This is a genomic window from Kitasatospora sp. MAP5-34 (genome assembly GCF_029894335.1).
In the GTDB taxonomy this organism is placed as follows: Bacteria; Actinomycetota; Actinomycetes; order Streptomycetales; family Streptomycetaceae; genus Kitasatospora.
Map to the genome: position 1 here is coordinate 209595 of NZ_JARXZC010000003.1, position 14809 is coordinate 224403.

At 69.8% G+C, this 14809-nt stretch carries 13 protein-coding genes; all 13 read right to left on the minus strand.

What is annotated here, in order from left to right; all coding sequences use genetic code 11:
- Positions 1-11 precede the first annotated feature (11 nt).
- The 13 genes from P3T29_RS04565 to P3T29_RS04625 all read right to left on the minus strand — a co-directional run bounded on the left by P3T29_RS04565 (position 12) and on the right by P3T29_RS04625 (position 14808).
- Positions 12-1148, minus strand: coding sequence for an ATP-grasp domain-containing protein (locus tag P3T29_RS04565; protein ID WP_280714951.1), 1137 nt, complete (start codon positions 1146-1148; stop codon positions 12-14).
- A 149-nt stretch (positions 1149-1297) separates the two neighbouring features.
- Positions 1298-1537 (minus strand): phosphopantetheine-binding protein, encoded by a 240-nt coding sequence (locus tag P3T29_RS04570; RefSeq protein WP_280714952.1) that lies wholly within the window; start codon positions 1535-1537, stop codon positions 1298-1300.
- Positions 1538-1570: 33 nt separating this feature from the next.
- On the minus strand, positions 1571-3043 hold the full coding sequence (locus P3T29_RS04575) for an amino acid adenylation domain-containing protein (RefSeq protein ID WP_280714953.1): 1473 nt from the start codon (positions 3041-3043) through the stop codon (positions 1571-1573).
- A 46-nt stretch (positions 3044-3089) separates the two neighbouring features.
- Positions 3090-4439 carry an MFS transporter gene (locus tag P3T29_RS04580; RefSeq protein WP_280714954.1) on the minus strand — a complete coding sequence of 450 codons (1350 nt, stop codon included), beginning with the start codon at positions 4437-4439 and terminating at the stop codon, positions 3090-3092.
- A complete protein-coding gene (locus tag P3T29_RS04585) occupies positions 4436-5725 on the minus strand; it encodes an MFS transporter (protein ID WP_280714955.1) in 1290 nt (429 codons plus the stop codon). Before P3T29_RS04585 ends, P3T29_RS04580 begins: the two co-directional genes overlap by 4 nt.
- A 7-nt stretch (positions 5726-5732) precedes the next feature.
- Positions 5733-7289: a carbamoyltransferase C-terminal domain-containing protein gene (locus tag P3T29_RS04590; protein ID WP_280714956.1), complete on the minus strand. Its 1557-nt coding sequence runs from the start codon at positions 7287-7289 to the stop codon at positions 5733-5735.
- A gap of 40 nt (positions 7290-7329) precedes the next feature.
- On the minus strand, positions 7330-8616 hold the full coding sequence (locus P3T29_RS04595; protein WP_280714957.1) for a condensation domain-containing protein: 1287 nt from the start codon (positions 8614-8616) through the stop codon (positions 7330-7332).
- Between the two features lie 31 nt (positions 8617-8647).
- Positions 8648-9559 (minus strand): 2OG-Fe(II) oxygenase family protein, encoded by a 912-nt coding sequence (locus P3T29_RS04600; protein ID WP_280714958.1) that lies wholly within the window; start codon positions 9557-9559, stop codon positions 8648-8650.
- Between the two features lie 50 nt (positions 9560-9609).
- Positions 9610-10500, minus strand: a complete 891-nt coding sequence (locus tag P3T29_RS04605) for a 2OG-Fe(II) oxygenase family protein (protein ID WP_280714959.1) — start codon at positions 10498-10500, stop codon at positions 9610-9612.
- 57 nt (positions 10501-10557) lie between these two features.
- The gene (locus P3T29_RS04610) at positions 10558-11505 is read right to left on the minus strand and encodes a 2OG-Fe(II) oxygenase family protein (protein WP_280714960.1); all 948 of its coding nucleotides are present in this window, start codon (positions 11503-11505) and stop codon (positions 10558-10560) included.
- The gene (locus P3T29_RS04615) at positions 11502-12932 is read right to left on the minus strand and encodes a cytochrome P450 (RefSeq protein ID WP_280714961.1); all 1431 of its coding nucleotides are present in this window, start codon (positions 12930-12932) and stop codon (positions 11502-11504) included. Before P3T29_RS04615 ends, P3T29_RS04610 begins: the two co-directional genes overlap by 4 nt.
- Entirely contained in the window at positions 12932-13828 is an 897-nt protein-coding gene (locus P3T29_RS04620; RefSeq protein WP_280714962.1) for a 2OG-Fe(II) oxygenase family protein, read from the minus strand. Before P3T29_RS04620 ends, P3T29_RS04615 begins: the two co-directional genes overlap by 1 nt.
- On the minus strand, positions 13825-14808 hold the full coding sequence (locus P3T29_RS04625) for a 2OG-Fe(II) oxygenase family protein (RefSeq protein WP_280714963.1): 984 nt from the start codon (positions 14806-14808) through the stop codon (positions 13825-13827). The genes P3T29_RS04620 and P3T29_RS04625 overlap by 4 nt, the downstream gene beginning before the upstream one ends.
- Between the last annotated feature and the right edge of the window lies 1 nt (position 14809).

Below are 14809 nucleotides of genomic sequence, written 5' to 3' on the forward strand. Positions count from 1 at the left end.
GATGGGTTTGCTCATGACTCCCCGGAACCACGTGGACTGGAGGGCAGTTCGCTCGCTGCCAGGGTCATTGCGCAGCCGTCGGCGTCGGCGAACGTGTAGGAGAGTGGTTCCAGGGCAGCAGCCAATAGTTGATGCATTGCGTGGTGCGATTTCACCCAGCCTGCCGTCAGGTCGAGTCGCTGAGTGAGCACTCCGGGTTCCAGCGGCCCGGGTGGGACCAGGTTGAGGTAACGCTGCACGCCAGGAGTCGACCGGACCTCACGTACTCCGGTGACCGACCGCAGTTCTGTGGCGTTCAGTGGGGGCTGGTTCCAGAACTGGAAGCAGACCCGCGGATCGCGGTACTCGACCGCCTCCGCGCCCTCGCCGCCGCAGGCGAGGTCGGCGGCCACGGACAGCAGGTCCGCGCCGGTAGCTCGCTGGGTGAGTTCGGCGATCCAGCCGCCGAGGCGGCCGTTCACCTCGATCAACCGTGGCCCATCGGCGGTGAGCTTGAACTCGGTATGGGTGATTCCGTGCCGCACACCCAAGGCGGCCAGGATCCGGCTGGTGAGCCCAACGATCCTGCGGTTCTGATCCGGCGTCAGCCCGGACGGCCAGAACTGCCCGCATTCGCGGAACGGCGCCGCCTGGGGGAATTTCCCGGTGACCGCGAGGTGCCGCGGTCCCTGCGGCCCGAGTACCGTTTCGACGCTGACGTAGTCGCCCAGCCCAGGGCGTCCCTCACCTCGCAGGTACTCCTCCAGCACATAAGCTCGCCCGCTCGACAGTTCGGCGGCGCACCTGTCCACGTCTGCAGGCGTGGTCAGCAGATGGGTATCCATGCTGCCGCGGCCGACTACCGGCTTCAGAACGGCCGGCAGGCCGACCTGCTCGACCGCATCCGTCAGCTCGACCGGATCGAGCACCGGCGCCGACCGGGTGCTGTCCAGGCCGGCCTCGCTCAGCCTGGCCCGCTGGGCCCGCTTGTCGGTCAGCAGCTGAGCGGTGGTCGGCGAGTGGTACGGCAGGCCGAGAGCCTCCGCGATCGCCGCGGTCTGCGGGATCAGCTCGCTGAAGGTGGTGATACCAGCTGGCTTCCAGGCCCTCAGTTCCGCCAGCTGCCGGCGCCAGTGGCTCAGTTGCCGCACGGTGCCGGCGGCCCGCATGATGCCCGACAGCCGGGCGGTGTGTGCGGTGTCAGCCGCCAGAAAGCAGAGTTCGTAGCGGGCGCCGAGTGAGCGCAGCAGCTCGCCTGCGCCGGCCGCGCCCTCCTCGTACACGACCAGTAGCCGCGGTCGGTGGTGCTGGCGCTCGGTCACCGACCGGCCTCCGTGAGCTGGGCAGCGAGAGCGTCGGCGAGGGCGTTGAAGGTGGGTGTGGTGAAGAGCAGAGCCGGGTCGAGCTCGGTGCCGATGGTCTGCGAGAGTCGGGCGAACAACGCTGCGGCCAGCAGCGAGTGGCCGCCGTCCTCGAAGAAGTCGGAGTCCGGGCCCGGAGTGACGAACAGCAGCTCCTCCCACTGGTCGGCGAGCTCGGCGCGGATGTCGATGGTCATGGCGGTAAGCCTCTCTGCCGGTCGGGTGCGGGGTCAGATCAGTGGATGGTGGGGCGCGGTGGGGCTCCGGTCGAGCTTCCCGGAGGCGGTGGTGGCCAGTTCCGCCACCTGGACGAACCGGCTCGGGACCATGTGCTCGGGTAGCAGTGCCGCGAGGGCCCGGCGCAGTTCGGCGGACGTGCTCGCGGCTGCGGCCGGCACGACGTGGGCGACCAGTTGCTGGTCGCCGCGCGGGGTGGCCGCCACGGAGACGGCTGCCGCGCGCACCATGCCGGTGCGCAGCAGGACCGCCTCGACCTCGCCCAGTTCGATTCGGTAGCCCCGCAGTTGCACCTGCCGGTCGGCGCGGCCGAGGTAGTGCAGTTCGCCGTCGGCGTCCTCGGTCACCAGGTCGCCGGTGGTGTACCAGCGCAGGTCTCCGGTGTCGGGGAGCTGGACCAGTCGCTCTGCGGTGAGGTGCTCGTCACCGAGGTAGCCGGTCAGCAGCTGTGCTCCGCTGAGCAGCAGTTGGCCGCTGTGTCCGGGGCGGACCGGGCGCAGGTCGGGATCCACGACCCGGTGCGCGATGCCGGGCAGCGGCCACCCGATCGGGGTGGGGTGCGTGGGGGGCTCCTCGCCCGGCGCCAGTCGACGGAAGGTGGCGTGCACCGTGGCCTCGGTGATTCCGTACATGTTGGTCACGGCGGCGCGGTGCCCGAGTCCGCGCCATCGTCGCAGCGGGGCCGACGCGAACTCCTCTCCTCCGAAAATCACATGACGAACCGTCGGGAGAATCGTGCGTTGCTCCTCCAGCGCCGCGACAAGGTAGCCGAATACGGTCGGCACCTGGTTCAGCACGGTTGCGCCGGTCTCGGCGAGCCAGTGGACGGTGCGGGCCGGGGAGCGCAGGGTGGGCTGGTCGGGTACCGCGAGCTCTGCTCCTGAGCGCCAGGCTCCCCACATCTCCCAGACGGAGAAGTCGAAGTTGTAGGAGTGCATCAGCGGCCAGACGTCCTGCGGCCCGAAGTCGAAGAGCCGGTCGGTGGCTGCGAACAGCGCGGTCAGCGAGGCTGTGGTCACCGGGACGCCCTTGGGCACGCCGGTGGACCCCGAGGTGAAGATCACGTAGGCCAGTCCCGGAGTCGGCGAGCGGTCGGCGGGGCTGGGCTGCGGCGGGAGGAGGGTCATGCCGTCGAAGTCCTGGTCGCCTACGGTCAGGGTCAGGTTCGCCCGGTCCGCGATCAGCGCGGTGCGCTCCGACGGGTAGGCAGGGTCGAGCGGGACGTACGGCAGGCCTGCCTTGGCGCAGCCGAGCACGGCAACGGCGAGCCGGGCGCCGCGAGTCGGCCGCAGGCCCACTCGGTCGCCCGGTCGCAGCCCGGAGGATTCCAGGACCGTGGCGAACCGGCCTGCCAACAGGTCGAGTTCACGGTAGCTCAGGGTTTCGTCGGGGCCGCGGACGGCAATCCGGTCCGGGGATCGACGGGCGTGTTCCTCGAAGCGGGCGAGTGGCGTCCGGTCCGTCATGGCAGTCCTTCCGGCTGGGTGGCGCCCGGGGTGGGGCAGCGCGTCATCAGTGGGTGGTGGGTGAGGAGCGTCTTCGCCGCCACACCCGGCATGCGAGCAGCAACGCCGCCGCCAGGCATGCGATGGCCGCGGCGGTCAGCGCGTGCTCGGCCGCCGGCCGGGTCAGCCGGCCGCCAGGACCGCCGCTCGGACCGATCAACAGCACGCCCAGCCCCGCCGCCAGGGTGAGCACGGTCTTCGTCAGGCCGGCAGCCTCGCCCGCGATCTCGGGGCGGACCAGCTCCTGGGTGGCGGTCATGGCAAGCGCGTTGGCGATGCCCAGCAATGCCGCACTGCCTGCGGCGGCCGACAGGTAGCCGACAAGCGTGGCCGCCGTGCCGGTGGCGTACAGCAGGGCGGCCGCGCCGAGCAGGCAGAGCGTGGCCGCCGTCACCGCCGCCGTGGCGCCGACCCGTCCGGCTGCGGGGCCGGCCGCCGCCAGCGCGGCGGCCGGTGCCAGGAAGGCGACCGCGGCCGGCAGCGGGTCCAGCCCCCAGGTGTCCTGCAGGGCCCACGGCACGACCAGCAGGACCACCACGGTCGCCGCGTTGGCGACGGCGCCGGCCGCCGTCAGCGCCATGAACCGCCCGTCGCGCAGCAGCGCGGGTCGGACCAGCGGCTCGGCGGTGCGGCGCTCCACCGCCACGAGAACCGCCAGCGCGACACCAAGGGCTGCGGCGACTCGGACGGAGTGCCGGCCCCAGATCGGGATGCGATCGCTGAGCAGCGCCAGCGAGGCCACCAGGACGCCGGCAGCGGCCAGGCCCGGCAGGTCCGTCGAGCCGCTGCTCGTACTCCTGGATTCCCTGGCCCGGGTGAGGCACCAGGCGGCGAGCAGCGCGCAGGGGACATTCAGCCAGAAGACGGCCTGCCAGGACAGGGCCTGTACCAGTGCGCCACCGACCAGTGGTCCGCAGGCGGTGCCGATCCCGCCGATGCCCAGCGCCAGCCCGATGGCCCGCTGCCGGGGCCCCGGCGGGAAGGTGTTGGTCAGCAGTGCCAGGCCGGCCGGCATGATCGGCGCACCGACCGCGCCCTGCACCGCCCGGGCCGCCACCAGCAGCGCCAGCCGGGGAGCGAGCGCACAGAGCACGGAGGCCAGGGCGAACGAGATCAGGGACCAGGCCAGCAGCCGGCGATGACCGATCCGGTCGCCGAGCCGGCCGGCGCCCAGCATCAGCGTGCCGCAGGCGAGCAGGTAGGCACTGACAACCCAACCGAGGTGTCCGCCCGAGGCGCCGAGGTCGCGGCCGATCCGCGGCAGTGCCAGGTTGAGTGCGAAGGAGTCCAACTGGACACAGAATGCACCCAGTCCAACCCCGGTGACCGCCCAGCGGCGGGCAGCGCGACCTGTCACTGTGGCAGGCCGGTGAGCTCGGCCGACACCGGCTGGCAGCTGTCTCCGACCACCTCTCCCGCCACCATCCGCAGCCGCCGCACGCCCGGCACAGCAGCGGTGCTGAGACAGGCCACCGCGACCAGCGCAGCCGTCGCGGCCATGGCCCTCCCGGCCCCCCAAGCGGCGGCGGTCAGCGGGGCGAACAGCAGCGCGAGTGGCTGGGAGGCGAGCGAGGCCAGCCACTCGTAGGAGGTGACCTTCGCCAACTGTTCTGCGGGCACTGCGGCCTGCACTGTCGAGTCCCAGACCGGGTTCAGGAACCCCATCGCCGCCCAGGAGACGCCGTACCCGGCGACGATCAGCGGAGCCGGCAGCCAGCCGGCGAACATCAGCTGTGGCACCGCGCAGCCGGCCAGCACCAGGTTGCCCACCAGGATCGGCCGGCTGGGCCGGTACCGGCCTGCCAGCAGCGAGCCCAGCAGCAGGCCTATCCCGCCCGCCTGCACGGCCGCGATCCACACCGCCCGGCCACCTGGGTGCCCCAGCGCCACCAGCGGGCCGAGGGTGACCAGCACCATGTCCGCGAAGGTGACGCTGGCATGGGCGATCAAGCTGCTCCAGAACCAGTCCCGCGACCTGACCTCGCCCCAGCCGGCCACCAGGTCGGCCCGCAGCGAGCGGCGCGAGGGCGCCGGTCGGCCGACCCTGATCGCGAGGAAGGTGGACCCGCTGACGGCGAAGGCCGCCGCGTCGACCAGGAAGACCCACCCTGCGCCGACCGCCACCACCAGCAGGCCCGCCAGCAGCGGTCCAAGAATCAGGGTGAGGCTGCGGCCCACACCCATCAGGGCGTTGGCGCGCTGGCGGGCCTCGGCTCTCTCGACCACTCCGGCGACCAGTGGCGACATGCTGCAGAGCGACACTGCCGAGGCCGCGCCGGCGAACAGCTCGGCGATCGCGATGGTGGTCATGTCCGGTGATCGGGACAGCAGTTCGACTCCGACCAGCGCCTGAACGGCGCACCGTACGAGGTCGGCCGCGAGCCCGGCCCAACGGAGGCTGCACCGGTCCACCAGCACTCCCGCCAGCGGTAGGAGCACCAGGCGGCTGCCGACCGCACAGGAGAGCACGGCGGCCAGGGTCCCGGCCGAGTCGGTGAGCTGGATCACCGCGAGGCTCAGCGCGACCGGCATCAACCCATCGCTCAGCGAGGCGATACTGCGGCCGAGCAGCAGCATGCGGAAGGACCGCAGCCGCAGTGGACTTTCCTGGTCCGCCCGGGCCCGCTGGAAGCGGCTCAGCATCGGCGGCTCACCGGCTGTCGGTCTTCGAGTACCAGACGTCGTCGACCACCATGTCGTCGACGCCGCGGGCCTCGCAGTAGTCCACCAGGTCCGACATCCGATTGATGAAGCCCCGCCCGTTGAAGTTGAGCGAGGTGTTGCAGAGGATCCCGGCGCCGCGCTGCTCCGCGAAGCTGGTGAGCAGGGAGTGCAGCACCGGCTCCTCGTCCCGGGTGACCGTCTGGACCCGGGCGGTGCCGTCCACATGGGTGACCGCGCCGAGGCCCGCGTCGCGAACCCGGCGGAAGTACAGCATGTGCGGGTCGGGGAAGTCGGTGTCGAACAGCGCGGCGACATCCTCGGCGCGGCAGACCGGAGCGATCGGCCGGTAGTCCTCGCGGGCCTTGATGGCGTTGAGCCGGTCCTTGGTGCGCGGATCGAACGGCTCGGCCAGGAGCGAGCGGTGGCCCAGCGCCCGGGGACCGATCTCCCACTTGCCCTGGACCCAGGCGACCACCCGTCCGGCTGAGAGCGCTTCACCGAGCCTGTGCGGATCGAATCGCTGGGCGGACCAGCCGGCCGGGTCGGGCGCCGTGTCCATCTCGAACGGAAGGCCGCTGTAGACGTCCCAGTCGAGGGTCTGGCGGCCGGTCTCGTGGAACATCGCGTCGATGGCGGTGCCGATCGCCGAGCCCGAGTCGTTGGTGCAGGGCGGCACGAAGACCGAGGAGAAGTGTGCGCACTGGCGCCACAGGCCGTTCCAGTCGCAGTTGAGCCCGCAACCGCCGGAGATGTGCAGCGGCGTGCCGGCCGGGAGCCGGAGCCCGGCGGCCTCCCGGAAGGTCTCGAAGATACGGTGGCTGAGCAGAGCGGCCGCGCTCTTGGCCACCGGGCTGGTGACACCGGCATTGTGCAGCGGACTGCTCCGGAAGTCGGACTTGGGAAGCGGCAGCACCGCGTCCGGCCGCAACAGCCGGTCAACGACTTCGGCGGCCTGCTGGTCCGCGTCCTGAGGGCGGGCGAAGGCTGCCAGCGCCATCAGCTTCCCGCTGTCCTCGAAACGCTGGTTGGTCGCCTCGTCCGGGTAGCCCGGGTCGGCGATTGAGAAGAGCGAGGCATAACGGACGCCGGGCTGGCTGAGCACCGGGATCTTCTCCACCACCCGCATCTGACGGTCCACCAGGTAGAAGGCGCCGGTGTAGCCCTCCCAGACCAGCACCGTGCGCAGCTCGGCGTCGGTCTCGGGGGCCATGCCGAGCGCCATCATCAGGTGCGAACGCTCATGGCTGGAGGAGAAGTAGCGGACCTTCTTGCCGAACAGCGTGCGCAGTTCCCGGTGGATCTCGAACCCCTCGTAGCCGGCGCCGATCCGCTGGTCGATGGCTCCTCGCCGGTACCAGCCGCCGAGGGCCACCACGTCCGGAATCTGGTCGCACAGTTCGGCCGCGGCCAGCACGGTCGCGGCGGTCAGGTCGGTGTAGCGCCGGTAGGAGTCCTTCTCCGCCTCGATGGAGAACAGCAGTCTGCCGTCGCGGATCGCGGCGATCGCGCCGTCGTGGCCGGGCTTGAGCGCCAGTATCAGCATGCTGGATCACGGTCTCTCTGCTGCGGGGCAGCTGGGTTGCTCACCGGGGGTGCTTGACCAGCTCGGCGAGGTCGTCGATGGCGTGTTGGAGAAAGTCGTGGGTGGCCTGCTTCGGGAAGGCGCCGGGGTTGAACATGGCTCCCAGCCGCAGCCGCTGGTCGGGGCCGGGGAGCAGGGTGAGGTGCAAGCCGTCGATGTCGCCCGGTACCGTCAGCTCCGGGACCTCCTCGGAGTACATTCCGCCGAGGTCCTGCGGCACGAAGTTCAGCACCAGCTGCATCCGGCGACGGGCGGGGTCGATCTCGTGCTCCGGGCTGGGTGGGCAGGCGGCGCGGATGTAGTCGAGCGGGGTGGTCTGGTGGGCCAGGACCTCGCTCCAGCGCGCGTTCACCTCGGCCACCGAACGCAGCGGATCGGCGAGTTCGGGATGGGCGAGCCGCAGCGGTACCGAGTCGGCGAACCAGCCGAGCCGGTTGAGGTGGTCTGTCGGTCGGCCGCCGACGATCACCCGGAAGGTGAGGTCGGTGGCCCCGGAAAGCCCGGACACCGTCGCGGCGAAACTGGCCAGCACCACCAGGAACGGGCTGATGCCGAGCATCTGGGCACGGGCCCTCAGCCCGGCCGCCGTGACCGGCAGCGCGAGGTTCATCGAGGTGATCTCACCCGGCGCCCCCGGTTCGGGGAGGGTGGCGAACGGCAGTCGGGTGGGGCGGTCGGCGCCGGTGCCGGCCAGGTGCAGGTGCCAGAAGTCCCGGTCGTGGCTGCTGGGCCGGGTATCCGGAACGGGGAACCGCGTCCGCTGCCAGTCGACCCAGTCCCGGTACCGGCTGTCCGCGTGTCGCGGGCGAGCCGTGGGAGCTTGACTGAGCTCCTTCTGAAGCAGGTGCATGCTGTGGCCGTCGGTGACGAAGTGGTCGAAGACCGTGCAGGCGGCCCGGGCCGGCCGGCCGTTGCGGGCACGGTAGCCGATGACGGTGACCGCCCACAGCGCGCTGCCGACCCGCTCGAAGGTCCGGCCCGCAAGTTCCCGGGCCAGCGTCGACATCTCCTCCTCGCTGTCGCAGAACCGGAAGTCCAGCGGCACGGCCACATCAGCGGCGTAGTCGATCCAGCCGCCGTCCTCCAGTGAGCCGTCGACGATCCGCAGCGCCTCCTCGCGCCGAACGACCCGGGTCAGCCGCTCCCGGAACAGCTCGTCGCCGACGGCCTCCGGGACGGTGAACAGATTGGAGATCGAGGCGAATCGGCCGTGTGCCCGTTCGTCCCGCAGCCGGGCGAGCTGCTGCAGGCTCGGGGTGCCCCGGGTCGTTCCGCTGGTGTTGCCCATACCGTGCTCCTCGCAAGCCGTGCTCGTCGGCTCAGCGGCTCTCATAGAGCCCGCTGGTGTCCCGCTGATAGGTGTTTCGGACGATCTCGGTGAGGAACTGGTCGAAGTCGGCGACCAGGCGCAGGCCTCGCTCGGCGCTGTAGCCGAACAGACCCGGGCTCACCTCCCGATCGAGGCTGCTGTCGACGAAGAGGGCGTAGGACCAGCGATCCGGCCGGTCTGCGCGGCCCCGCGGCTGCTCAGCCACCCGATGGGCGACGGCGGCCACCGGCGTCGCGGTCTCCCGGGTCAGGATCTCCATGGCGCAGCCGAAGTTGACGATGAAGGTGCCCGGGAGGGGATCGATCGGGCACCACCGACCGGCCCGGTCCACCTCCAGACCCGGCTCGACCGAGCGCAGCACGGTCACCCAGCCGGAGTCCTTGTGGATGTTGAGTCCGCGTGCACGGACTTCGGGCCGGAAGTGGTTGAAGGTCAAGTGGTAGGTGCCCTGCTGGGAGAGACTGTGGCCGGTGGCCTCGTCCCAGAGCCGCTCCGGCAGGTCGAGGTGGCACAGCACCGCCCGCAGCACGCTCAGGGAGAAGTCGCGCATGGCCTCGGCCTGCCGGACCAGCGCCGCCGGGAAGACCGCGTCCCAGTGGCGGCTCTCCAGGAAGAACTGCTCGGTCTGATCCTCGTCCCGGCTGAAGTATCCCTGCCTGGGGGCGATCTGTCGCTCAGTCAGTTCTCGGTGGCCGCAGTAGGGATCGGCGTGGTCGACCACGGCCGGGAGATAGAACCGCTCGGCGAAGCGGTCTCCGGCGGCCAGCTTCGTCCCGGCCGGCTGGTCAACGAAGAAGAAGCCGTCCCTCAGGGCCCGACGCAGCCCGTCCGGCCGGTCGAACTCCAGTCCACCACCGGAGAGTCGGGCGTGTTCCCAGTCGTGTCGAGGTCTGCTGGTCATCGGTCTCCTCCGTCGCGGGTCGGGAGCTGAACTGGCGGTCCTGACAGGGGTTAGAGCCGGGGGTGGAACTCGTAGCCGAGCTTCTTGGCCTTCTCGACGGAGAAGTCGCGGAAACCCTGACTGACCAGCAGCTCGCCCTCCGGGGAGTACTGGTAGATGCCCATGTCGTAGCGGGGGCCCATGAAGACGGTGAAGGAGGACCTGTCGACCTCCCGCTCCTGGCTTTCGGGCACCTGGTGCACCACGGCGGTGATCGGCTGCGCGCAGTGCTTGGTGAGAACCTCCAGGCAGTCGCCGAGATTCACGATGAAGTTGGACCGATCGACATCGATCGGGATCCACTCGCCCTCATGGCGCAGCTCCAGGCCCGGCTGGTCGGCGTAAAGGACGGTGATGAACCCGCTGTCGGTGTGCTCCACGATGCCGATCCGGCCGCGCAGGTTGGATCGGTAGTGGTTGATCGTCGAGTGGCACCAGCCGTTGCCCAGGCTCGCGCCGCCGGTGATGGTGTCCCAGTCCGCCTCGGGCGCGCCGGCCAGCTCCAGCACTCCGTGCAGGGTGGCGAGGGTCAGGCTCTCCATCTTGCGCAGCAGAGCCACCGCCTCGGCGGGCAGGTAGGTGTCCCAGTGCGCGCTCTCCAGCTGGAGCTGCTCCACCTGGTCGGGGCGGTCCGAGTAGCCGAGCTTGGAGTCCGCGTGCCCCTCGGTCAGATGGCCCCGGTAGCGGTCCGCCGGGTCGGTGCGCGGCTGGTAGAAGCTGCGGCACAGGTCCAATCCGGGCTGCATGTCCAGGGCCTCGGGGATGGCGATCAGGAAGGCGCCCAGTGCCAGTGCCTGGTTCGCCTGCTCCTGGTTCTCGAACGCCAGTCGGCCGTCGACGACTTCAGCCCTGGGCAGGCGCAACCGGCTCGCGGTGGCCGGTGCTGCGGTGGTGTCGGTCATGCGTTCCCCTCCAGGTGGTTGGGCAGTACGAGTGCGCTCGGTCGGCCGGTTGTCGACCTAGAGTTCGCCGTTGTTGCCGTCATAGGTGCGGCTCACCTCTTGGACGGCGAAGTCGGCTACCGACTGGACGGCGTGGGGCATGCCGTCCTGGTAGCGGTAGATGGTTGCCGAGAGGTCGGAGTCGAGGAAGGTGACGTAGGACCAGCGGTCGCCCTGTCCTGGTTCCCGTTCGGTGCGGACCACGCCGTGGACGCTGGCCCTGACCGGTGTGGCCAGCTGCTCGGTCAGCACCTCGATCGAGCTGCCGAAGTTGACCACGAAGTAGCCCGGTTCGGGGTGGACGGCGCACAGTTCGCCGTCGATGAGTGCCAGCAGGCCCGGCTCGGTGGAGCGCAGGACGGTCACCCAGCCGGAGTCGCGGTGGAACTTCGAACCGCGGACCTTCTTCTCGGCACGGAAGTGGTTGAACGCGAGCATCTGGTGGCCGGCCCGCTCGGTGAGGCCGCCGGTGATCTCCGCCCAGTCCCGGACCGGTACGGCCAGTTCGGTCAGGACCCCGCGCAGGACCCCGATGCCGATGTCCACCATACCCTCACCGAGCGCGGCTACCTGACTGGGCAACAGGTTCCAGTTGGCACGCTCGATGTAGAAGTTCTCCCACTGGTCGTGCTCCCGGTCGAAGTAGCCCTGGTAGTCGCCGGGCACCGGCACCTCGCGATAGCCCCGATAGCGGTCGAGCCCGTCGCCCACAGGCTGCTCGAAGAAGTGCTGGGAAAACCGGTCCCCTGGGGTGGTGTCGGTCCCCGCAGGCATCCGCACCCGGAAGAAGCCCTGGCTCAAGGCCCGCTCGAAGCCACCGGCCAGCTCGAAGACGAGGCGCTCCCCGATGAGTTCGGCGCGCTGGAGATCGGCGCGCCGGTACGCGGATGCCGCTTCGCGCTCGCCCGGCATAGGGGGCAGACGGACTTCGGTCCGCGTGGTGGCGGACGTGACGTGCTCGCTCATTCATTGCCCTTTTGAGGGAGGTGGTGTGGTGAGATGCGGATCGTTCCCGGTGCGACTGGACGGGGCATGGACGAGTACGCGCGCAACCGCGTGTCGACACCCTCGACGGTGACCCTGTAGTGCCTGTACAGTTCATCGGCCACAATGGACTGGATCCGGACCGAGAACAGGCGGCCGGGGCACTTCCTCGGATTGCGTTCGGAGTTGATCATGCTGAACGAATTGATCTCGTAGCGGTTGCGGGACAGCATCGAGGAGACGGTCTCGCGCTCCGATCGCATGATCGCCCGGATGTTCGCAGGGTCGAAGCACTCGGGGTTCGGGAAGGCCGTCGGGTCCTGGTTGGCCCCTCTTCGGTCGAGCCAGATCATCGTTCCAGCCGGCAACTCGGCTTGCCTGCCCTGGTGCTGGAGCAGGAAGGGCACGGTGGTGCGGCGCCACAGCGCGGTCGGGTTGCTGCCCGCCAGCCGGACGGCCTCCAGTACTGCCAGGTCAAGCGTCGAGAGGCGGCCGCCCGGCTCGCCGGTCCCACCGGCGAGAGCCGCATCCCGGTGGGCCGGTGCGGTCTCCAGGAAGCAGAGCAGCCAGAGCAGGCTCAGCGCGGTGGTGTCGAAGGTGGCAACGATGAGCGTTGCGAGTTCCTTCAGCTGCGCGCCGTTCAGGGCCGATATTCCCGCCCTGGTCAACGGCGTTTCCCACAGGGCGAGATGACGCACGATCATATTGGCGTCGGACGCAGTCGCCAAGCACTCCAGGTTGTCGAGGAGCAGGTCCCGGACGAAACGCTCGATTGCCTCCAGCTCACGCAGTGCGACGTCATTCTTCTTGCTGATCACCTCTGAAGCGATGTCGAAGAAGCTGCGGACCACCTCGGCGTACTCGGGCATCGCCAGGTATTCCGTGAGCGGCCGCTGTCGCAGGTCCAGCACGCCGGGCAGTTGGCTGTCCACGTAGGCGACCAGCTGCAACGCGAACTCGTCGAGGGGCCAGGTCCGTTCGGTTGCCGAGCCGAGGAAAGCGGCCGCATGCCGACGGATCTCCGGCTCCAGGTCGTCCACGAACCTGCCGTTGCCCAGTGAACGTTCCACTGCCGCACGCTTGGCCGGCCGGTCCGGATGCGCATTGTCCAGCGACCCCATGAAGTCCCCGAACAGTTCGCTGTTGGCCGCCGTCGAAGGGGCCAGCACAGCCTCGTTCACCATCGGGTCGTTGGTCAGCTGATAGACGGCGACCTCGGCGCCGAAACGGAAGGTGCAGATGCCCCCGTTGGCTTCGGCGAGCGCGCCGATGCCGGAACGACGGAAGTAGTCGCTCGCCTGCTCCCCACGAACCACAGTGGCTTCGTGAAACGCTTCCTGATGCCCAACCAGCTCGTCCGGCCCGGGGTGGTGTGCCAGCAGCAGCTGCCCCGTTTCGGTAGCCGACATCAGGAGCCCGCCTCGGCGGCGCTGCCGACGATGCCGAAGTCCTGATAGCCGTCGTCCCAGGTGGCCCGGTTGAAGTCGCGCAGGAACTCCTCCACCGTCCGCAGCTGATCGACCGTGTTGTCGGGGCGCACCTGGTAGAGGTGGCCGGTGGCCGGCGGGTTGAGAAAGGCGGCGAAGGAGAAGCGATCCCCCTGCTCAGGGTTCGGCTCGCACTGGCGAACCCGGTGCAGGATGGCCCGCACTCGTGGCGCGAGTGGCTCGGTGAGCACCTCGAAGGCGCCGCCAAAGTTGATCACGAAGTAGCCGGGGGCCGGGTCGATCGGCGTCCACTCACCGTCGATGTGGGACTCCAGTCCGTCCTGCTCGATGTAGAGCAGGGTGACGAAACCGGTGTCCTGGTGCGGGGCGCAGCCCAACTGCCGGCGCTCGGGCCGATAGTGGCTCGCCGCGAACCAGCGCGTGCCGCCTCCCGCGACCGCGCCACCGGTGATCTGCTCCCAGAGGTGCTCGGGCACGGCCAGTTCGGCGAGCGCGGCCCGCAGCACGAGGAGTGCGAGGTCGTCCATCCGTTCGCACATCCGCACCACCTCGACGGGGAGGCTCCGCCGCCGATCCGACTCGTCCACCAGCAGGTGCTCAGTCTGGAAGTGCTCCCGGTCGAAGTAGATGCCCTCCCGCCCGCGGAACCCGGTATAGCCGGACTCAGGCGCACCGACCGGCTCGGCCGGACGGTAGAACCGCTTGCACAGCCGGATGCCGGGCGCCAGGTCCAGGTCGGCCGGAATGGCGAGCCGGAGGCATCCGTCGTGCAGCGCCTGCCGCAGCCCACCGGGGGTCTCGAAGAGCAGGTCGTCACCCTCGACCGCCGCGCGCTGCAGGTTCATGGGAGCGGTCACCGGCTCTCCTCCGCGGGACGCTCGGTGCCCTGGTAGATCTCCAGATCGTTGGACTCGATCAACTCGCGTGAGGAGCAGAGCCGTTCGAGATCCGAGCCGGTCCGGTAGCGGTAGATGCCGTCATCCTCGCCCGGTTCGCATCGACTGGAGCTGAAGTGGCCGAAGCTCGAACGATCGCCGTGCTGATGGGCCACCCTGTGCATGATCGCGGAGACCGGGCAGGCGCTCGTCCCGGTGAGGATCTCCATCGAGAGGCCGAAGTTGACGACAAAACAGTCCGGCTCGACAGGTACGGCTTCCCACTGATCCTGGCGGTTGACCTGCAACCCCGAGCTGGTGGTGCGCAGGATCGTCAGAAACCCGTCGTCCTTGTGGGAGTTCAGGCCGATCTCCGCCATCGCGGGCCGATAGTGGTTGAAGGTCAGGTGGTAGGAGCCGTTTCCGTCCGAGCAACGGCCGGTGGCGAGCGGCCACAGGGTGCGCGGAATGCCGACCTCGGCCAGGACCGAGCGCAGCACCTGCTGCGACAGTTCGGTCAGCGCCTCGCCGAGCCGCGTGATCTCCGCCGGGAAGGTGCCGGCCCAGAAGCGGCGTTCGAGCAGGAACTGCTCGATCTGGTTGACCCGTTGATGGTAGCCGAGAAGTGCGTCGCCGAACTGCTCCGGGCCGAGCTCACGGAAGGAGCCGTACGGCCGAGCGCCGCGGCCACGATAGAAATCCTGGCTGAACTCGTCGCCGACCGAGACGTCCAGGCCGCTGGGGATCCGGAGAAGGAACACTCCGTCGGCCAGCGCCCGGGCGCGGGCTTTCGGTCCCGCAAAAGTCAGTTCATCACCCTCTGTCCAACCGACCTCCAGATCTGCCTGGGCCGGGACCTGCGGATCCGAGGTCCAGTCGTCGCCGCTTCGCTTCTCGTACACATCCTGGTAGATACGGCCGGCGCGAATCTTCGGGGTCGCCTGCGGGGTTCCGCTCGCCATT